This window comes from Nocardioides luteus (genome assembly GCF_014648595.1).
GTDB lineage: Bacteria > Actinomycetota > Actinomycetes > Propionibacteriales > Nocardioidaceae > Nocardioides > Nocardioides luteus.
This window is the reverse complement of the sequence record NZ_BMRK01000017.1, coordinates 12551-30569: the sequence shown is the minus strand read 5'-3', so window position 1 is coordinate 30569 and position 18019 is coordinate 12551. Positions and strand designations below refer to the sequence as shown.

19 protein-coding genes and 1 tRNA gene are annotated in these 18019 nt (G+C 70.4%); 6 read left to right on the top strand and 14 right to left on the bottom strand.

Features of this window, described 5'->3' with window-relative positions:
- Positions 1 to 151: 151 nt before the first annotated feature.
- From prfA to IEY81_RS18545, 8 genes are all read right to left on the bottom strand, one after another.
- Positions 152 to 1231, bottom strand: coding sequence for a peptide chain release factor 1 (gene prfA / locus IEY81_RS18580; protein ID WP_189119984.1), 1080 nt, complete (start codon positions 1229 to 1231; stop codon positions 152 to 154).
- An 88-nt stretch (positions 1232 to 1319) separates the two neighbouring features.
- Positions 1320 to 1532, bottom strand: coding sequence for a 50S ribosomal protein L31 (gene rpmE, locus IEY81_RS18575; RefSeq protein ID WP_189119983.1), 213 nt, complete (start codon positions 1530 to 1532; stop codon positions 1320 to 1322).
- A 154-nt stretch (positions 1533 to 1686) separates the two neighbouring features.
- Entirely contained in the window at positions 1687 to 3462 is a 1776-nt protein-coding gene (rho, locus tag IEY81_RS18570; protein WP_229787986.1) for a transcription termination factor Rho, read from the bottom strand.
- A 222-nt stretch (positions 3463 to 3684) separates the two neighbouring features.
- Positions 3685 to 4572 (bottom strand): homoserine kinase, encoded by an 888-nt coding sequence (thrB, locus tag IEY81_RS18565; protein ID WP_306341460.1) that lies wholly within the window; start codon positions 4570 to 4572, stop codon positions 3685 to 3687.
- Positions 4573 to 4595: 23 nt separating this feature from the next.
- Positions 4596 to 5681 (bottom strand): threonine synthase, encoded by a 1086-nt coding sequence (thrC, locus tag IEY81_RS18560; protein WP_189119980.1) that lies wholly within the window; start codon positions 5679 to 5681, stop codon positions 4596 to 4598.
- Positions 5681 to 6994: a homoserine dehydrogenase gene (locus IEY81_RS18555; RefSeq protein WP_189119979.1), complete on the bottom strand. Its 1314-nt coding sequence runs from the start codon at positions 6992 to 6994 to the stop codon at positions 5681 to 5683. The genes thrC and IEY81_RS18555 overlap by 1 nt, the downstream gene beginning before the upstream one ends.
- A 59-nt stretch (positions 6995 to 7053) precedes the next feature.
- Positions 7054 to 8001: a zinc-binding dehydrogenase gene (locus IEY81_RS18550; RefSeq protein WP_189119978.1), complete on the bottom strand. Its 948-nt coding sequence runs from the start codon at positions 7999 to 8001 to the stop codon at positions 7054 to 7056.
- Positions 8002 to 8052: 51 nt separating this feature from the next.
- The gene (locus IEY81_RS18545; protein WP_189119977.1) at positions 8053 to 8715 is read right to left on the bottom strand and encodes a hypothetical protein; all 663 of its coding nucleotides are present in this window, start codon (positions 8713 to 8715) and stop codon (positions 8053 to 8055) included.
- Between the two features lie 112 nt (positions 8716 to 8827).
- Here IEY81_RS18545 and IEY81_RS18540 point away from each other — a divergent pair, with 112 nt between their 5' ends.
- Positions 8828 to 9403, top strand: a complete 576-nt coding sequence (locus tag IEY81_RS18540; protein ID WP_189119976.1) for a hypothetical protein — start codon at positions 8828 to 8830, stop codon at positions 9401 to 9403.
- Between the two features lie 17 nt (positions 9404 to 9420).
- Here the strand turns inward: IEY81_RS18540 and lysA are convergent, their stop codons facing one another.
- Positions 9421 to 10806 carry a diaminopimelate decarboxylase gene (lysA, locus tag IEY81_RS18535; protein WP_189119975.1) on the bottom strand — a complete coding sequence of 462 codons (1386 nt, stop codon included), beginning with the start codon at positions 10804 to 10806 and terminating at the stop codon, positions 9421 to 9423.
- Complete coding sequence (gene argS, locus IEY81_RS18530; RefSeq protein ID WP_189119974.1) at positions 10803 to 12467, bottom strand: arginine--tRNA ligase; 1665 nt, start codon at positions 12465 to 12467, stop codon at positions 10803 to 10805. The genes lysA and argS overlap by 4 nt, the downstream gene beginning before the upstream one ends.
- Before the next feature lie 87 nt (positions 12468 to 12554).
- On the opposite strand from argS, the gene IEY81_RS18525 reads away from it, so the two are divergent.
- Both IEY81_RS18525 and IEY81_RS18520 read left to right on the top strand, forming a co-directional pair.
- A tRNA-Arg gene (locus IEY81_RS18525) sits at positions 12555 to 12630 on the top strand.
- Between the two features lie 89 nt (positions 12631 to 12719).
- Positions 12720 to 13361, top strand: coding sequence for an HAD family hydrolase (locus IEY81_RS18520; RefSeq protein WP_189119973.1), 642 nt, complete (start codon positions 12720 to 12722; stop codon positions 13359 to 13361).
- A gap of 63 nt (positions 13362 to 13424) precedes the next feature.
- On the opposite strand, the gene IEY81_RS18515 is transcribed toward IEY81_RS18520, so the two are convergent.
- Positions 13425 to 13631: a DUF4287 domain-containing protein gene (locus tag IEY81_RS18515; protein ID WP_189119972.1), complete on the bottom strand. Its 207-nt coding sequence runs from the start codon at positions 13629 to 13631 to the stop codon at positions 13425 to 13427.
- 136 nt (positions 13632 to 13767) lie between these two features.
- Here IEY81_RS18515 and IEY81_RS18510 point away from each other — a divergent pair, with 136 nt between their 5' ends.
- Together IEY81_RS18510 and IEY81_RS18505 are read left to right on the top strand one after the other, a co-directional pair.
- The gene (locus tag IEY81_RS18510) at positions 13768 to 14343 is read left to right on the top strand and encodes an acetoacetate decarboxylase family protein (RefSeq protein WP_189119971.1); all 576 of its coding nucleotides are present in this window, start codon (positions 13768 to 13770) and stop codon (positions 14341 to 14343) included.
- 167 nt (positions 14344 to 14510) lie between these two features.
- Complete coding sequence (locus IEY81_RS18505) at positions 14511 to 14696, top strand: nucleoside triphosphate pyrophosphohydrolase family protein (RefSeq protein ID WP_189119970.1); 186 nt, start codon at positions 14511 to 14513, stop codon at positions 14694 to 14696.
- A gap of 6 nt (positions 14697 to 14702) precedes the next feature.
- Here IEY81_RS18505 and IEY81_RS18500 read toward each other — a convergent pair whose 3' ends face one another.
- Positions 14703 to 15464, bottom strand: coding sequence for a lysophospholipid acyltransferase family protein (locus tag IEY81_RS18500; protein ID WP_189119969.1), 762 nt, complete (start codon positions 15462 to 15464; stop codon positions 14703 to 14705).
- Between the two features lie 52 nt (positions 15465 to 15516).
- On the opposite strand from IEY81_RS18500, the gene IEY81_RS18495 reads away from it, so the two are divergent.
- The gene (locus IEY81_RS18495) at positions 15517 to 16365 is read left to right on the top strand and encodes an alpha/beta fold hydrolase (protein WP_229787985.1); all 849 of its coding nucleotides are present in this window, start codon (positions 15517 to 15519) and stop codon (positions 16363 to 16365) included.
- A gap of 9 nt (positions 16366 to 16374) precedes the next feature.
- On the opposite strand, the gene IEY81_RS18490 is transcribed toward IEY81_RS18495, so the two are convergent.
- Positions 16375 to 17322, bottom strand: coding sequence for an LCP family protein (locus IEY81_RS18490; RefSeq protein ID WP_189119968.1), 948 nt, complete (start codon positions 17320 to 17322; stop codon positions 16375 to 16377).
- A complete protein-coding gene (locus tag IEY81_RS18485; protein ID WP_189119967.1) occupies positions 17319 to 17981 on the bottom strand; it encodes a hypothetical protein in 663 nt (220 codons plus the stop codon). The genes IEY81_RS18490 and IEY81_RS18485 overlap by 4 nt, the downstream gene beginning before the upstream one ends.
- Positions 17982 to 18019: the final 38 nt, after the last annotated feature.

The following is an 18019-nucleotide window of genomic DNA, read 5'->3' as shown; positions in this document are numbered from 1 at the left end:
ATTCCCGCGAGACGTCGAAAATCGGCGCCGAGACGTCGAAGATCGACGGCGAGGCGTCAACTGCCACGCGACGTACGGCAGATCTCGTCGACGGAGTGACCACTCGCCGCCGATTTCTGACCTTTCGGCGTCGATTTCTGACGGCTCGGGGTCAGGAGTCGAGGCTGGCGAGGCGGGCGGCGAGGTCGGCGTCGACGGCGCTGGCGATGACCGGCTCCAGGTCGCCGTCCAGGACCTGGTCGAGGTTGTAGGACTTGTAGCCGGTGCGGTGGTCGGAGATGCGGTTCTCCGGGTAGTTGTAGGTGCGGATGCGCTCGGAGCGGTCGACGGTACGCACCTGGGAGCGTCGGGCGTCGGAGGCCTCTGCGTCCGCGGCGTCCTGAGCGGCCTGGAGCAGGCGCGAACGGAGGACGCGCATGGCCTGCTCCTTGTTCTGCAGCTGCGACTTCTCGTTCTGCATGGAGACCACGATGCCGGTGGGGACGTGGGTGATCCGGACGGCGGAGTCGGTGGTGTTGACCGACTGGCCGCCGGGGCCCGAGGAGCGATAGACGTCGATGCGGAGGTCGTTGTCGTTGATCTCGACGTCGATCGGCTCGGCCTCGGGGACTACGAGCACACCGGCGGCCGAGGTGTGCACCCGACCCTGCGACTCGGTGACCGGCACCCGCTGGACCCGGTGGACCCCACCCTCGAACTTCAGCAGCGCGTAGGGCGCGCGGCCGGGCTCAGGGTTGCCCTTCGCCTTCACCGCGACGGTGACGGACTTGTAGCCGCCGAGGTCGGACTCGGTGGCGTCGAGGAACTCGAGCTTCCAGCCCTGCTGCTCGGCGTAGCGGGTGTACATCCGCAACAGGTCACCGGCGAAGAGCGCCGACTCCTCGCCGCCCTCCCCCGATTTCACCTCGAGGATGGCGTCCTTGTCGTCGGTCGGGTCACGGGGCACGAGCAGGCGGCGCAGCCGCTCCTCGGCCTCCTCGCGCTGGGGCACCAGCGACTCGGCCTCCTCGGCGAACGCGGGGTCCTCCGCCGCCAGCTCGCGGGCGGCCTCGAGGTCGTCACCAAGCTGCTGCCAGGAGCGGTAGGCGTCGATGATCGAGCTCAGCTCGGCGTACCTCTGGTTGAGCTTCTTCGCCAGGCGGGCGTCGGCATGGGTCTCGGGCTCGGCGAGCCGCTTCTCGAGCCCTGCGTGCTCCTCGATCAGCCCTTCGACTGCTTCAAACTGTGACATCTCCGCCTCGCTCCGTACGCCAGTGAAAACCCTCCAGACACACCAACGCCGGCCACCTGCAGATGCAGGGGCCGGCGCTGGGAGGTCGCTACTTGCCGCGCTTGCCGAAGCGAGCCTCGAAGCGAGCCACGCGACCGCCGGTGTCGAGGATCTTCTGCTTGCCCGTGTAGAACGGGTGGCACTGGGAGCACACGTCGGCGCGGATGGCGCCCTCGGCGACGGTGCTGCGGGTGGTGAACGAGTTGCCGCAGGTGCAGGTGACCTGGGTCTCGACGTACGTCGGGTGGATCTCGGGCTTCATGAGGTTCCTCTCAAGACAATGGGCTCCGGGTCGCCACCGCAGGTTGCGGGACGTGAACCGGCACCGAGGATTCAGTGTATGTGAACGCCTGGGGCCGCCAATAATTCCCGACGGCCCCAGGCGTTCGTCGTGCTCCGCGCTGCGCGCGGTCGTCTCAGCTCTTCGAGACCTCGTTGAGCAGCACCATGTTGGTGGCCGAGCCGGCGACCTTCTCGACCAGCACCGAGGCCGCCTTGGCGCCCTCGAGCGTGGCCAGCGAGGCGCGCAGCTTGCGCACCGCGTCGCCCTCGCCGCCCGCGAAGAGCAGGTCGTCGCGGCGGGTGCCGGAGGCGTTGACGTCGACGGCCGGGAAGATCCCCGCCTCGGCGTAGTCCTCGCTCAGCCGCAGCTCGGAGTTGGCGGTGTCCTTGAAGGCGTCGAAGATGATCTCGTCGGTCTTCGAGCCGGTCTCGACCGCTGCCGTGGCGAGGATGGTCAGCGAGCCGCCGTCCTCGACGTTGCGCGCCGCGCCGAAGAACCGCTTGGTCGGGTAGAGCGCCGCCGAGTCGACGCCGCCGCCCAGGATCCGGCCGGAGGCCGGGACCGAGAGGTTGTAGGCCTTGCCGAGGCGGGTGAGACCGTCGAGCAGGACGACCACGTCGTGGCCGAGCTCGACCAGGCGCTTGGCCCGCTCGATCGCGAGCTCGGCGACCACGGTGTGGTCGGCGGGCTGCCGGTCGAAGGTCGAGGCGATGACCTCGCCCTTGAGGCTCCGCTCGAAGTCGGTGACCTCTTCGGGACGCTCGTCGACGAGCACGACCATCAGGTGGCACTCGGGGTTGTTGGCGGTGACGGCGCCGGCGATGGCCTGCAGGACCGTGGTCTTGCCGGCCTTCGACGGCGAGGCGATCAGGCCGCGCTGACCCTTGCCGATCGGCGCGACGAGGTCGATGACGCGACCGGTGACCGGGTCGGAGCCGCCCTCGAGGCGCAGCCGCTGGTCGGGGTGGACCGGGGCCAGCTTGTCGAACTCGACACGGTGCTTGGCGATCTCCGGGTCGGCACCGTTGACCGAGTCGATGCGCACCATCGGGTTGTACTTCTCCTTGCGCTCGCCCTCGCGGGGCTGGCGCACCTGGCCGACGATCGCGTCGCCGCGGCGCAGGCCGAGACGCTTGACCAGCGACAGGGAGAGGTAGACGTCGTCCGGACCGGGCAGGTAGCCGGAGGTGCGGACGAAGGCGTAGTTGTCGAGTACGTCCAGGATGCCCGCCGCGGGGACGAGCACGTCGTCCTCGAGGATGGTGGTGTCCGGCTCGCCGCGACCCGGACGGTTGCGGTCACGGTCGCGACCCCGGCGTCGTCGGTTGCGACGGCTGCCGCCCTCGTTCTGGTCGTCGTCGTTCGAGTGGTCGTCGGACGACTCGGCCGGCTTCTCCTTGGGAGCGTCGTCGTTCTTCTTCTCGGCGGGCTGGTTGGCCTTGCCGCCGCCCTTGCCCTGACCGGACTGGCCGCCTTGGTTGCCCTGGTTGCCCTGGCCGCCCTGGGGCTGGTTGCCCTGGCCGCCCTTGTTCTGGCTCTGGTTGCGCTGACGGCGCGGGCGCTGGCCGCCCTCGTTGCCGGCGTCAGCAGCCTCGGCGGGCTTCTCCGCGGGCTTCTCGGCGGGCTTCTCGGCCTTCTCGGCCGGCTTCTCTGTGGTCTGCTCCGCAGGCTTCTCGGCGGCACGCTTGCGCGCGGTAGGCTTCTCGGCCTTCTCCGCCGGCGCGGGCGCCGACTGCGAACGGCTGCCCTGGGCAGCCTTGATCGCGTCGATCAGCTGGGCCTTCTTCATCGAGTTGGCTCCGCTGATGCCCATGCCGTTCGCCATCGCCTTGAGGTCAGCGAGCAGCATTCCGCCAAGGCCACCACGCTTCTTCGGGGCGCTGTTCGGCTCCGGCGAGGTGGATTCCATGGTTTCAGTCACGTGAGTCCTTTCCCACGTATCGCCGATCGGCGTACGACGCCGACGGCTCGTTTGTCAGAACCCCCGACGAGCCGGTGCGCGCCAAACGAAGTGGCACGGCAAGAAGGGGGGATGTCACGCCCGTAGACCTGAACGGCCCGACGGATGTGGATCCAGGCTAACACGCATGACCCCCGCTACAGCACGGGCCGGAATCGGTCCGCGCGACGGTCAGAGGACGCGTACGCCGTCGATGTCGATGCTCAGCGGGTGGCAGGTCCAGCCCGCCGGGCAGCGCGCAGTCAGCTTGGTGGTCTCGGCCGACTCCACACCGTTGCTGAACGCCAGCACCGTGGGCCCGGCGCCGGAGACGATCGCCGCGACGCCGTCGGCGCGCAGCTCGTCGACCAGGGCGAGGGACTCCGGCATCGCGGGGCGGCGGTATTCCTGATGGAGGAAGTCGCGCGTGGCACGGTGCAGGTGCTCGGGCGCGTCGTTCAGCGCGGCGACCAGGAGCGCGGTGCGGGCGGCGTCGGCCGCAGCGTCGGCGTGCGGGACGGTCTCCGGCAGCAGACCGCGGGCGGTCTTGGTGCGGACTCCGGTGGCGGGCACGAAGACGACCACGCTGATCCGGGGGTCGACGGAGGTGCGGACCGAGAAGTAGCCGTCGTCCTCGCCCGCGATCGTGAAGCCACCGTGGAACGCCGGGGCGACGTTGTCGGGGTGACCCTCGATCTCGGCGGCCTTCTGGAAGAGGGTGTCGTCGTCGAGGATCAGCTCGCCCCCGGCGACCAGCGCACGGGCCAGCACGAGCCCACCGATGATCGCGGCCGAGGAGGACCCGAGACCACGCGCGTGCGGGATGCGGTTGCGGCAGTGGAGCCGGAGACCGGGAGGCTGCTTGCCGATGATCTCGAAGGCGGCCCGCATGGAGCGTACGACCAGGTGGGACTCGTCGAGCGGCACCCGGCCCTCGCCGGCCCCCTCGACGGAGACCTCCAGAGTGCCGGCGGCCGTCAGCACCTCACCGGTCAGCTCGTCACGCAGGTCGAGCGCCAGGCCGAGCGAGTCGTAACCGGGGCCGAGGTTGGCGGAGGTGGCCGGGACGGTGACGGTCACCGGGCCTTCTACGAACGTCATCGTCAAGCGAGACCCGCTGCGGCTGCGGCGGCCTCGAGGTCGGCGTCGATCACGATCTCGGGCATCTCGCCGAAGAACTCCAGCGCGGTGGCGGTGTCCTTGAGCCCGTGACCGGTGACGGTGATGACGGTGGTGGCACCGGCGTAGGTGTCGCCGGCCTCGAGGTCGGAGAGCAGCCCGGCGACGCCGGCCGCCGAGGCGGGCTCGACGAAGACGCCGTCGTTGCGGGCGAGCTGGGACTGAGCGGAGAGGATCTGCTCGTCGGTGAGCGCCCGGAACCGGCCGCCGGACTTGGCGGCCGCGGCCTCGGCGAGGTGCCAGGAGGCCGGGTTGCCGATGCGGATCGCGGTCGCCTTCGTCTCCGGGTGCTCGACCGGGTGGCCGAGGACGAGCGGCGCCGCGCCCTCCGCCTGGAAGGCGCGCATGACCGGGGTCTTGGTGGCGTGGCCGGCCGCTGCGTACTGCTCGTAGCCGAGCCAGTAGGCCGACAGGTTGCCGGCGTTGCCGATGGGCATCAGGTGGTAGTCGGGGGCGTCGCCGAGGCGGTCGACGACCTCGAAGGCGGCCGTCTTCTGGCCCTCGAGACGGACCGGGTTGACCGAGTTGACCAGCGCGACCGGGTAGTTGTCGGCGAGCGCGCGGGAGAGCTTCAGGCAGTCGTCGAAGTTGCCGCGTACCTTGACCACCTCGGCGCCCTGGATGATCGCCTGGGCCATCTTGGCCGCGCTGATCTTGCCGTTGGGGACGAGCACGACCGGGGTGATCCCGGCCTTGGCGGCGTAGGCGGCCATCGAGGCGCTGGTGTTGCCGGTCGAGGCGCAGACGACCGCCTTGGCGCCCTCGTGGACGGCGACGGAGAGGGCCGCGGTCATGCCGCGGTCCTTGAACGAGCCGGTCGGGTTCTGGCCCTCGACCTTCAGCCACACCTCGCCCTTGGTGGCCGCGGAGAGCCACTCGGAGTGGACCAGCGGGGTGCCACCCTCGCCGAGCGTGACCGCCGGAGTGTCCTGGGGGATGTCGAGAAGGGTGCGGTACTCCTCGATCACGCCACGCCACTGACTGGTGACGGGGGTCTTCGCATCAGACATCAGACTGCTCCTTCTACGCGCATCACCGAGGCGACGTCGCGGACGTACTCCATCTCGCGCAGGTGCTGCACGGTCGCCGCGAGCGCGGCATCGGGGGCCTCGTGGGAGACGACGACGAGCTGCGCGTCCTCTCCCCTGCCTTCTTGACGTACGGCCTTGATCGAGACGCCGTGCTCGGAGAAGGCGGTCGCGACGGCGGCGAGCACGCCGGCCTTGTCGGCCACGTCGAGGCTGACGTGGTAGCGGGTGACGGTGTCGCCCATCGGGCGCACCGCGCGGGCGGCGTAGGCGGACTCGCCGAAGCCTCGGGTGTTGAGGACCTTGGCGCGGGCGACGGTGACCAGGTCACCCAGGACTGCGCTGGCGGTCGGCTCGCCGCCGGCGCCCTGGCCGTAGAACATCAGGTCGCCCGCGGAGGCGGACTCGACGAAGACGGCGTTGTAGGCGCCCCGCACGGTCGCCAGCGCGTGGGTGCGCGGGATCATCACCGGGTGGACGCGGGCGGAGACGTCGTCGCCGTCGAGCTCGGCGATCGCGAGCAGCTTCACGACGCTGCCCATCGCCTTGGCGGAGGCGACGTCGCCGGCGGTCACCTCGGTGATGCCCTCGCGGTAGACGTCGCTGGCGGTGACCCGGGTGTGGAACGCGAGGCTCGCCAGGATAGCGGCCTTGGCAGCGGCGTCGAAGCCCTCGACGTCGGCGGTGGGGTCGGCCTCGGCGTAGCCCAGCTCCTGGGCCTCGGCGAGCGCCTCCTCGAAGCCGGCGCCGTAGGTGTCCATCTTGTCGAGGATGTAGTTGGTGGTGCCGTTGACGATGCCCATCACCTTGGTGACGTGGTCACCGACCAGGCTGTCGCGCAGCGGGCGGAGGATCGGGATGGCGCCGGCGACGGCGGCCTCGTAGTAGAGGTCGGTGCCGGCCTTCTCGGCGGCCTCGTAGAGCGTCGGGCCGTCCTCGGCCAGCAGCGCCTTGTTGGCGGTGACGACGCTCGCGCCGTTCTCGAGCGCCTCGAGGATGAGGCCCCGCGCCGGCTCGATGCCGCCGATCACCTCGACGACGAGGTCGACGTCGTCGCGGGCGACGAGGTCGTGGGCGTCCGTGGTGAGCAGCTCGGCGGGCACCTCGACGTCGCGCGGGGCGTCGAGGCGGCGTACGGCCACGCCCCTGATCTCCAGAGGCGCGCCCACTCTGGCAGCGAGATCAGCGTCGCCCTCGAGCAGGAGCCGGACCACCTGGGACCCCACCACACCGCACCCGAGGACGGCGACGCCCAGGGGTTCGACGGCGTGCGCGGTCGTCTTGTTGCTGCTCACGCGCCCAGGGTATCCGGGACAGGCTCTCGGCTCCGACTTCCGCTCTAGGCGCGGACACCTCAGCCGGCCACCAGGACGACCTTCCCGGTGGTCTCGCGGTTCTCCAGGGCGGCATGGGCCTCGGCGGCGCGTTCGAGCGGGAACCTGGAGCCGACGTAGGGCGTGCGGGTGCCGTCCGCGGCAGCAGCGAGCGCGGCCTGCTCGAACTCCTTGATCCGGCCCTGGACGAAGGGGCCGAGGATGTCGACGATCTTCGCGGCGCCCTCGTAGCCGTCCTGGTCACCGGAGAACCTCACCATCCGGCCATCGGGCTCGAGGAGCCCGTGGACCTGCCTGGGTACGTCTCCCCCGACTCCGTCGAGCAGGACGGTGATGCGCGGCTCCTGCTCACGCAGGGCCTGCAGCCATCCGTCGCGGCGGTAGTCGATCGCCGTCTGCGCGCCGAAGCGGCGGGCGATCTCGAGCTTCGCCGGGGAGCCGGCGAGACCGATCGCGCGTGCGCCCGCGTTGCGGATGCCCTGCAGGAGGATCGCCCCCATGCCGCCGGCGGCGGAGGTGACCACCACGACGTCGTCGGGCGTGATCTCGGCTGCCTCGAGCACTGCGGCCGAGGTGCGGCCGGTGCCGATCGCGGCCACGGCATCGGCCGACTCCAGCCCGTCGGGACGTCGGTAGAGCTTCGCCTCCTCGACGACGGCGAGCTCGGCGTAGCCGCCGCTGCTGCCCGGGCCCAGGTGAGCGACGACCGCGGCGCCTCGCCAGGTCCTGTCGACGCCGTCGCCGACCTCGTCCACGACCCCCGCGACCTCGCGGCCGGGAGTCATCGGGAGCTCGGGCCGGGGCATCGTCGGCGGCAGGTCGGCCGCTCTGATCGAGGTGTCGAGGCGGTGGATGCCGGCGGCCTCGACCCTGATGCGTACCTGGCCCGGGCCGGGGGTCGGGTCGGGGACCTCCTCCAGGCGCAGGACCTGCGGGCCGCCGAACTCGTGCTGTCTGATCGCTCTCATGACTCGAGTCAATCTGCTCAACCTCACTTGAGGTCAAGGTCTTTCGAAGATTCAGGCGAGCTCGGGGATCGGCCGCAGCACGGCCGCGACGTCGCGGGCCAAGCGCACCCGGCGCAGCAGCTCCTCCGCGTCCGGCTCGACGTCGGAGGTGACGGTGATGGCGTCATTGCGCGCCACCACCCACAGCCGCTCGTCGACGACGTGGCTGGCGAAGCGCGAGAGCGCTCGCGCGTGCTCCGCGTCGGCGGCGATGACGGCACCGTCGGGGGTGGTCACGTTGGTCTTGGCGCGGAACTCGGGCGGGAAGAAGACCGGCGTCGAGACCCTGCCGGTGCCGGTGTGGCCCGAGCCCGGTGAGAGCCCGATCATCGCGGCCGTCTTCGGCAGGTGGGCGGGCACCCGCACCACCACCCAGCGGGCCTGCCGCCAGGGCCCCTTGCCCAAGGAGGCCTTGCCGTGCCAGTACTCCACCAGGATGCCGTCGCAGGTGCCGTCGACGACGAGGTCGCACCGCTCGGCGCGTACGTCGGGTCCCAGCACCTCCCACCGCACCGGACGCTGGGCCGCGGGCTTGCCGCTCTCCACGTGCCAGCCGAAGGTCTGGGCGGCTCGGGTGACGCTCTCGCGCCGCTCCTTCGTCAGGCGGGCGACCGAGACCCGCGGCGCCTGCGGAGGCGCCGCCAGCGGCCCTTCTGAGTAGACCCCCCTCGGCATGGGCCCCATCGTAGGCTCACCCTCCACAGAATTTCGGGAAGGCGAAACGCGATTTCGTACGTCGCGTGTCGATCCCTCGCCGCCGACCCGCTCCGCGCGGTTTGATGTGGGGGTGCTGTTCTCCAACGCCGACCTCGAGCGGATCCGCACCGGCGAGGTCGATCTCGCCTTCCGCCGCTGGAGGCGACCGATGCACGTGGCCGGCGGCCGCCAGCGCACCCGGGTCGGCGTGGTCGAGTTCGTCTCGGTCACCCCGGTCTCGACCGAGGCGCTCACCGAGGACGACGCCCGGCGCGCCGGCACGACCTTGGAGCGCCTGCTCGCGTTCCTGGCCCGCAAGGACGGGGAGGTCTACCGCGTCGAGATGCGCTACGCCGGCGAGGACGAGCGGGTCGCGCTGCGTACGAAGCGGCCGGGGAAGACCGAGACCGCCGCCCTGCTCGCGAAGCTGGCAGACATGGACCGGCGCAGCCGCCGCGGGCCGTGGACGCGAGAGCACCTGGAGCTCATCGAGGCCCGGCCCGGTGAGCTGGCCGAGACCATCGCCGCCTCGATCGGCCGGGAGAAGAAGCCGTTCAAGGCCGACGTCCGGCGTCTCAAGGAGCTCGGGCTCACCGAGTCGCTGCCCGTCGGCTACCGGCTCTCGCCGCGCGGGCGAGCGGTGCTGCGGGCGCTGCGCTCCGGCTGAGCCTCAGCCCAGACAGGTCAGCCCAGATCCGTCGCGAACAGGTCCGCCTCGGTCTCGCGGCGCACCAGCACCCGCGACTCACCGTCGCGCACCGCCACGACCGGCGGCCGCAGCGCGTGGTTGTAGTTGGAGGCCATCGAGCGGCCGTAGGCACCGGTGCCGGGGACCGCGATGAGGTCGCCGGGGGCGATGTCACCGGGCAGGAACTCGTGCTTGACCACGATGTCGCCGGCCTCGCAGTGCTTGCCGACCACGCGGCCGAGCACCGGCCCGGCGGACGAGGTGCGGCCGGCGAGGGTGGCGGAGTAGTCGGCGTCGTAGAGGGCGGTGCGGATGTTGTCGCTCATCCCGCCGTCGACGCTGACGTAGGTGCGGGAGACGCCGCCGTCGAGGGCGACCTCCTTGACCGTGCCGACGGTGTAGACGGTGCACATCGACGGACCGACGATCGCGCGCCCGGGCTCGATCGAGAGGTGCGGCACCGCCAGGCCGAAGCCGCGGCACTCGTGCTCGACGATCGCGGTGAGCTCCTCGGCCAGCGCCTTGGGCGTCGAGGGGTCGTCCTGGGTGGTGTAGGCGATGCCGAAGCCGCCACCGAGGTCGAGCTCGGGCAGCTCGGTGGAGAGCTCGTCGCGAATCCGCGCCTGCAGCGCCAGCACCCGTCGCGCGGCGACCTCGAAGCCCGAGGAGTCGAAGATCTGGGAGCCGATGTGGGAGTGGAGCCCGCGCAGGTCGACGTTCGGGGCGGCCAGCAGGCGGCGTACGGCCTCGAAGGCGTCGCCCGAGGAGATCGAGAAGCCGAACTTCTGGTCCTCGTGGGCGGTGGCGATGTATTCGTGGGTGTGGGCCTCGACGCCGGCGGTCACGCGCACCATCACGCGCGCGGTCATGCCGGTCTCGGCCGCGATCGAGGCGATCCGCTCGACCTCGTCGAAGGAGTCGATGATGATCCGGCCGACGCCGAGCGCGATCGCCCGGCGCAGCTCCATCGGGGTCTTGTTGTTGCCGTGGTAGCCGATCCTCGCCGGGTCCACCTCGGCCCGCAGCGCGACCGAGAGCTCACCGTCAGAGCAGACGTCGAGGCTGAGCCCCTCCTGCTGCACCCAGCGCGCGACCTCGGTGCACAGGAACGCCTTGCCGGCGTAGTAGACGTCGTAGCCGGTGAAGGCGTCACGGAACGCGCGGGCGCGCTCGCGGAAGTCCGCCTCGTCCAGGACGTACGCCGGGGTGTTGACGTTCGCGACCAGGTCGGGCACCGCGACACCGCCGACGGTGAGGACACCGTCGGTCTTCTCGGCCGTCGCCGACCACAGCTCGGGGACGAGGGCGTTGACGTCGTCCGGGGTCTTCAGCCACACCGGCGAGGTGCCGGTGAAGGAGCCCGGCGACGCGTGCCCGCTCACATCCGCTCCGGGGCGGAGACGCCGAGCAGGCCGAGGCCGTTGGCGAAGACGGTGCGGGCGGCGGAGACGAGGGCCAGGCGGGCCAGGTTGACCGGCGCCACCGGCTCGTCGCCCTTGGGCAGCATCCGGCAGTCCTCGTCGTCGTACCAGCGGTGGAAGATGCCCGCGGTCTCCTCGAGGTAGCGCGCGACCCGGTGGGGCTCGCGCAGCTCGGCGGCGGTCGCGACCACCCGCGGCAGCTCGGCCAGGGCGCGCAGCAGCTCGCCCTCGCGCTCGTGGGTGAGCAGCTCGGGCTCGAAGGTGTCGAGGTCGAGCGCCATGCCGTGGTCGGCGGCGTTGGCCATCATCCGGCAGGTGCGCGCGTGGACGTACTGCACGTAGTAGACCGGGTTGGCGCTGTCGGCCTTGGCCCACAGGTCGAGGTCGATGTCGATGTTGGAGTCGCTGGAGTAGCGGGCCAGCGCGTAGCGAGCGGCGTCGACGCCGATCGCCTCGACGATGTCGTCGATGGTGACCACGGTGCCGGCGCGCTTCGACATCCGCATCGGCTGGCCGTCCTTGAGGAGGTTGACCATCTGGCCGATCAGGATCTCGAGGTTCTGGTGGGGCGTGTCGCCGAAGGCGGCGCACATCGCCATCATCCGGCCGACGTAGCCGTGGTGGTCGGCGCCGAGCATGATGAAGCAGCGGTCGAAGCCGCGCTCGCGCTTGTCGAGGTAGTAGGCGAGGTCGCCGGAGAAGTAGGCGCCGTTGCCGTCGGCCTTGATGACCACGCGGTCCTTGTCGTCACCGAACTTCTCGGTGGCCAGCCAGATCGCGCCGTCCTTCTCGTAAACGTTGCCGAGCTCGCGCAGCTTCTCGATCGCGCGGTCGACCGCACCGGACTTGTGGAGGTTGTCCTCGTGGAAGTAGACGTCGAAGTCGACGTTGAAGTCGTGCAGGCTCTGCTTGATCTCGGCGAACATCAGCTCCACGCCGATCGATCGGAAGACCTCTTGCGGGTCGTCGCTCTCGAGCGCGTTCGGCTCCTTGGCGAGCACCTGCTTGGCGATCTCCTCGATGTACGCACCGCCGTAGCCGTCCTCCGGGACCGGCTGGCCCTGCGCCCAGGCGAGCAGCGACCGGGCGAACCGGTCGATCTGGCCGCCGTGGTCGTTGAAGTAGTACTCCCGGGTGACCTCGGCGCCAGAGGCTTGCAGGACCCGGCCCAGGGCGTCGCCGACCGCGGCCCAGCGGACACCACCGAGGTGGAGCGGGCCGGTCGGGTTGGCGGAGACGAACTCCAGGTTGATGTTCTGACCGGCGAATGCGTCGTTGTTGCCGTAGGACGCGCCCGCGGCGACGATCTCGCCCGCCAGCTTGCCCTGCGCACCGGCCTCCACAGAGATGTTCAAGAACCCCGGCCCGGCGATCTCGACGTCGGCGATCCCGTCGACGGCCTTCAGCTTCTCGGCGACCTGCTCCCCGAGCTGACGGGGGTTCATCCCCGCCTTCTTGGCCAGCTGCAGCGCCACGTTGGTGGCGTAGTCGCCGTGCCCCTTCTGTCGGGGTCGCTCCACCGTGACAGTGCTCGGCACGCCGTCGGGAAGGGTGACCGCACCCTCATCGACGAGTGCGGTGAGGACATCGACGACCGCGGTGGAAAGCTGCTCAGGAGTCACGGGTACCAGCGTATAAGCGCCAGTCGGTTTCCCCGTTATCCGTCCCAGCCTGTAGGGTTCCGTGTGCACCGCCTCACGCGGTGCACCGCCTCCGTAGCTCAGGGGATAGAGCGCCGGTTTCCGGTACCGTAGGCCGCAGGTTCGATTCCTGCCGGGGGCACCACGGAACCGCTGGGTGACCAGCGGTTTCTTTCATTTCTCGAGTTGATTCCGTAGCGCGAACCAGCGCCGTCTGCCACGCTGTCCGGCGAGATGAACACCACAGACGTACGCCATGTCCTGTTCGACGCCGACGGAGTCGTGCAGCACCTGCCCGGCGGTTCGTACGCAGCGGCCGAGCCCTTCCTCGGCAGCAGCACCGACGAGTTTTTGCGCGCTGCCTGGCGGGCCGAGGGGCCGCTGCTCGTCGGCGCCGACGGCGACTTCCTCACCGTCCTGACCGGTCTGCTGGAGGAGCACGGGGCGACGGCGTCGACCGACGAGGTCTACACCGCCGTGTGGAACGCGATCGAGACGAACCGGGAGACGGCCGAGGTCGTACGTCGCGTGCGGGCCGCGGGCTACGGCGCGCACCTCGGGACCAACCAGGCCCGGAATCGAGGGGCGTTCATGCGCACGGGGCTCGGCTACGACGACCTCTTCGACGTGAGCTGCTACTCCTACGACCTCGGCGTCGCCAAGCCGGATCCTGAGTTCTTCCGGCGGTGCGCGGAACGCATCGGGGCCGACCCCCGCGAGATCCTGTTCGTCGACGACAGCGCCCGGAACGTCGCGGCTGCGCGGTCGGTGGGGATGACGGCGCTCCACTGGTCGTTCGACCCCGCAGCCGAAGCCGATCACACCGGTCATGACGCCCTCGTCGGGGAGCTGGCCGCGCACGGCGTGCACCTCTGATCGGTACGCCCGTCGCAGCTCGGCGGTCAGCCCCGAATCTCCACACGGCCGTGTGCGTCGGGCTCAGCGACCCTCGGCGAGCGTGTGCGCGACCAGCGCATTCGCGTGACCGTGGCCGAGGCCGTACTCGCTCTTCAGGTGGGCCACGAGGTCCATGTGCTTGGTGATCCCCGACTCGCGGATGATCTGCTTCCACTCCGCGATCGGGCGGCCGTACTTCTTCTCGATGGACGGGAAGTAGGACGCGGGGCCCTTCACCTGGTCTGACATCTCTGATCTCCTTGGTCGAACCGTGGCGCTGATCGCCACACACCTACGCGTCGGACAGAGATCTACAGCTTCGACACGACCACCACAGAAGATTCGGGAGATTCACGTGACCAGCTATCCCCCAGCCCCTTGGCACATGCACGGATCGATGTGGCTCTCGGTCTTCCGGCTCGGCCACGACGTCGACGAGCGGCACCCGAAGGGGATCTACGCGGTGGCGCTGGTCGACTACACCGAGCCGAGCCCGCTGACCTACCACGAGCTCCTCTCCGCCCGGGTGATCACCGCCGCCAACGGGAAGAAGGCCGTGAGCGTGGTCGACATCTGGGTCGACTCCCCCGACTCCGTGGCCGGCGGCCGCACGCTGTGGGCGATCCCGAAGGGCCTGGCCAAGTTCAGCGGCGGCTCGTCGGCCCGCGGCCCGCTGGCGACCAACACCTGGGAGGCGAGCCACGACGACGGGCCGATCGCCGCAGCCAGGTTCGCCGACGTCACCCGGCTCGCGCCGCGGCTGCCGATGCAGGGCGGGGTCGAGCAGCCCGGCATCGAGGAGCACCCCGAGACCGCGTGGCTCACCATGAAGGGCAGCGCCAAGCTGCTGCCCGCCCACGGCACCTGGCGGTTCGACCCCGACGGCCCGCTCGCCTACCTGCGCGGGGCCACCAAGCTCGGCTCGTTCCGCGGCCAGGACTTCGAGGTCGACTTCGGCTGACCGAGCCTGCCGAGTAACTAAGGCTCGACCGAATTACGGAGGCCGTCCTAGACTCCCGACGCATGACCGACGCTACGCCGGCTCTGCTCGCGTATCTGTCCCGGTGGCTCGATGAGTCCCAGGGCGATCGCGACGCGGAAGCCGTTCTCTGGGGGAGAGTTGCGAAGGTGAGCGAAGATGCTGGCGAGGCGATCGCCGCATTCGTCGGAGCCACCGTGCAGGATCCCCGATCGAACTCTCGACCGGGCATCGCCCACGGCTACGACGACCACGTCGTCGACGAGCTCTTCGATGCTGCGATCACCGCGATGACCGCAGGCACCATCGTCGAGCCGGCCGGAGCGCCCACCTAGACCGCGTCAGGACTTCCGCTTCGCGGCCTTGCGCTGGGCGCGCAGGCGGCGCTCCTCGGCGTACATCGCCTCGGCCTCCTCGAGCGTGGGGGCCGATCCGCCGTAGGCCTTGGGCAGCCACCACGAGCCCGGGGGCTGCTCCTCGGCAGGGTGCGCCTTGATCAGCCGGTCGAGCATGGCCTCCATCTGCGCCTTGAGCGCCGCGGTCTCCGCTGCGGGGTCCTCGCCGGTGACCGGGAGCGGCGGGCCGATCTCGATGCCGATGGTCTTGTGGCGCGACAGGTCGACCTTCTGACCCTTGGTCATGATCCGCTGGGTGCCCCAGAGCACCACGGGGATCAGCGGGACGCCGGCGTCCGCGGCGATGCGTACGGTGCCGGTCTTGAGGTCCTTGATCAGGAACGATCGCGACAGCGTCGCCTCGGGGAAGATCCCGACGATCTCGCCCTTCTGGAGGTAGTCGACGGCCTTCTTCATCCCGGCCGCGCCGTAGCTGCGGTCGATCGGGATGTGGTGGAAGGAGCGCATCACCGGGCCGCCGATCGGGTGGTCGAAGACCTCCTTCTTGGCGATGAACCGGGTCAGCCGCCCACGCTCGGCCCCGGGGAAGCCGGCCATCACGTAGTCGACGAAGGAGAGGTGGTTGATCGCCAGGAGGGCACCACCCTTCTCCGGGATGTGCTCCACACCAGTCATGTTGATCTTGATGTCGCCGAGCTTGAACCACGTGCGGGCCGCGGCGATCGTGACCGGATAGCTGATGTCCATGGCCGAATGGTGTCATGACCGCCCCAGCCCGCCCCCGGCTACCCTCGGCCGGGTGAGCAGCCTTCGCGTGCCGACCACCGACGGGCTCCAGCTGGCCGTCACCGACTTCGGCTCCCCCGGCGACACCCGGCCGACGCTGGTCTGCGTCCACGGATATCCCGACAACTCCAGCGTGTGGCTCCCCCTGGTCAGGCTCCTCGGCAGCGAGCTGCGGATCGTCACCTACGACGTACGCGGCCACGGCAGCTCGCAGGCACCGGCGTCGCGTGCCGGCTACCTGATCGAGCAGCTCTCCGCCGATCTGCAGGCGGTGATCGACGCGGTCAGCCCGACGGAGCCGGTGCACCTGCTCGGCCACGACTGGGGCTCCACCCAGACCTGGGAGGCGGTCGCCGGCAACGTGCCGACCGAGCGGATCGCCACCTTCACCTCGGTCTCGGGACCGAGCCTCGACCAGACCGGCGCCTGGCTGCGCACCCCCGACCGGTCGGCAAGCGGTCTCCTGCGCCGGCTCAAGCAGGGCGCAGAGTCGAGCTATATCGGTCTCTTCCAGATCCCGCTGCTGCCCGAGCTCGCCTGGCGCTCAGGCGTCCTCGACCGGATCGTGGGCGGCTCGCCGGTCGACCGCACTCGCTCCGACCGGATCAACGGCCTCGAGCTCTACCGGGCCAACGCCCTCTCGAAGATGGCTCGCCCGCAGCCGCGGCCGGTCACGGTGCCGGTCCAGGTGATCGTCCCGCGCCACGACGCCTACGTCAGCCGTGCGCTCGCGACGGAGGCACCCCGGCCCTACGTCGCCGACCTGACGGTCCGCGATGTCGACGGTTCGCACTGGGTGGTCGCCGAGCAGCCCGAGCTGGTCGCGCCGCTGGTGCGCGACTTCATGCTGTCCCGAGCGTAGGAGAGCGCTTCAGCCGCGGCAGCCGCGGTTGAGCCGGCCGTCCTTGCGCGCGTCGTTGCCCATCGCCCGGGCCGCCTTCACGTTGGGGAAGACGACGCTGGCAGCGCCGGCGTTGCCGATCCCGCCGGGGACGACGCAGGTGCGGACCTTCTTCGGGTTGATCGCCGCGACCGCGAAGGCGAGCTGGTAGAGGTCGCGACCGGAGAGGCCGGTGGTGTGCATCTTCTTCATCACCAGCGAGACGCCCTTGGCCATGAAGCCGACGTCGTGCTGGCGGGCGACGATCTTGCGGTGGAGGCCGCGGATGACCCGGGACTGGTTGGCCGAGCGGTCGAAGTCGCCGCCGGGCAGCGTCTTGCGGGCCCGGGCGAAGTCGACCGAGTGCGGGCCGTTGATGTGGATGCGGCCCTTCTTGAAGCCGTAGGGCGCGACGTAGGGGTCCTTGAAGGCGCGCGGGTTGTCGACGTCGACACCGCCGACCCCGATCACCATGTCGCTGACCCCGGAGAAGGAGGAGACGAAGACGTACTGCGGCTGCACGCCGACCAGGTTGCCGACGGCGCGGCCCATCAGCTTCGGGCCGCCGTAGAGCAGCGCGGAGTTGATCTTGTCGCGGCCGTGGCCGGGGATGTTGACGTAGGAGTCGCGCGGGATGCTGATGTCGGTCGCGTGGCCGGAGGACGGGTTGAACCCGATCAGGTGGAGCGCGTCGCCGCGGCTGCGGGTGACCTTCTGGCCGGGCCGGGCGTCGGAGCCGACCGCCAGGATCCAGATGGTGCCGCCCTTGCGGGTGAACTTGGCGACGTCGAGGCCCTTGGCCGACGTGGTCGCGATCAGCTCGGCGCGCGGCTCGGCGACCTCGGCGTCGGGCACCGTCACCGCGGTCAGCGCGAGGATCACACCGAGCGTGAGCGTGGTCAGCAGACGACGGCGTACGGATGTGGTCGGACGGTTCACGACTTGTCTCCCGAAGGGCTCGGCGAGGCGGAGGGCGAGGCGGCGAGCTTCTCCTCGCGGCTGATGTCGAAGCCGAAGACCGCCCAGGAGGTCTTGGTCGGCAGCATGTCGAGGGTGCCGTAGACGGTCTGGCGCGACTCGCGGTCGCCGGTGGTCTCGTAGACGAAGCGCACCCGCGCGACCGCGCCGACCGGGTGGTTGTCCTTCGCCAGCAGGTCGACGTTGACCTTGCTCGCGACGACCTCGACGCCGTCGATGTGCGGGGCGAGCGTGGCGTTGCTCATCTGGGTGCGCTGCTTGCTCGCCTGGGCGACCGCGACCGGGGAGAAGCCGGGGAAGATGTCGCGGTAGGTCGAGGTGGCCCGCGGGTAGTCGCCCGCGACGTACGCGGCCTGCAGCCAGCGGTCGACGACCTTGCCCACGTTCGTGGCGACCGCCTGGTGCCGGTTGCGGGGGAACCTGCCCTGCAGATGGACGAGCTTCGCGGTCGACTTCACCGTGGGCGGCGGGGTCGGTGAGGGGGACGGCGACGCGGCCGGTTTCTCGCTCTCGCCACCACACCCGGCGAGCGCCAGGGTGCCGGTCAGAACCACCGCGGTGAGGGCCGCTGCGACGCGCGGGAAGCGCGACCGGCGAGGCCTCGTACTGCTGCTCGTCATGTGGGGAATCCGTCTCATCGACCTGCTCCGGGACCGGG

Excerpts from the sequence above, each read along its gene's own strand:
- IEY81_RS18520 (WP_189119973.1), top strand. The coding sequence starts at position 12,720 with ATGAACACCACAGACGTACGCCATGTCCTGTTCGACGCCGACGGAGTC.
- IEY81_RS18545 (WP_189119977.1), bottom strand. The coding sequence starts at position 8,715 with ATGCCGAGGGGGGTCTACTCAGAAGGGCCGCTGGCGGCGCCTCCGCAG.
- rpmE (WP_189119983.1), bottom strand. The coding sequence starts at position 1,532 with ATGAAGCCCGAGATCCACCCGACGTACGTCGAGACCCAGGTCACCTGC.
- IEY81_RS18510 (WP_189119971.1), top strand. The coding sequence starts at position 13,768 with ATGCACGGATCGATGTGGCTCTCGGTCTTCCGGCTCGGCCACGACGTC.
- thrC (WP_189119980.1), bottom strand. The coding sequence starts at position 5,681 with ATGTCTGATGCGAAGACCCCCGTCACCAGTCAGTGGCGTGGCGTGATC.
- IEY81_RS18485 (WP_189119967.1), bottom strand. The coding sequence starts at position 17,981 with ATGACGAGCAGCAGTACGAGGCCTCGCCGGTCGCGCTTCCCGCGCGTC.
- IEY81_RS18550 (WP_189119978.1), bottom strand. The coding sequence starts at position 8,001 with ATGAGAGCGATCAGACAGCACGAGTTCGGCGGCCCGCAGGTCCTGCGC.
- IEY81_RS18500 (WP_189119969.1), bottom strand. The coding sequence starts at position 15,464 with ATGGACATCAGCTATCCGGTCACGATCGCCGCGGCCCGCACGTGGTTC.
- prfA (WP_189119984.1), bottom strand. The coding sequence starts at position 1,231 with ATGTCACAGTTTGAAGCAGTCGAAGGGCTGATCGAGGAGCACGCAGGG.
- IEY81_RS18515 (WP_189119972.1), bottom strand. The coding sequence starts at position 13,631 with ATGTCAGACCAGGTGAAGGGCCCCGCGTCCTACTTCCCGTCCATCGAG.
- rho (WP_229787986.1), bottom strand. The coding sequence starts at position 3,462 with ATGGAATCCACCTCGCCGGAGCCGAACAGCGCCCCGAAGAAGCGTGGT.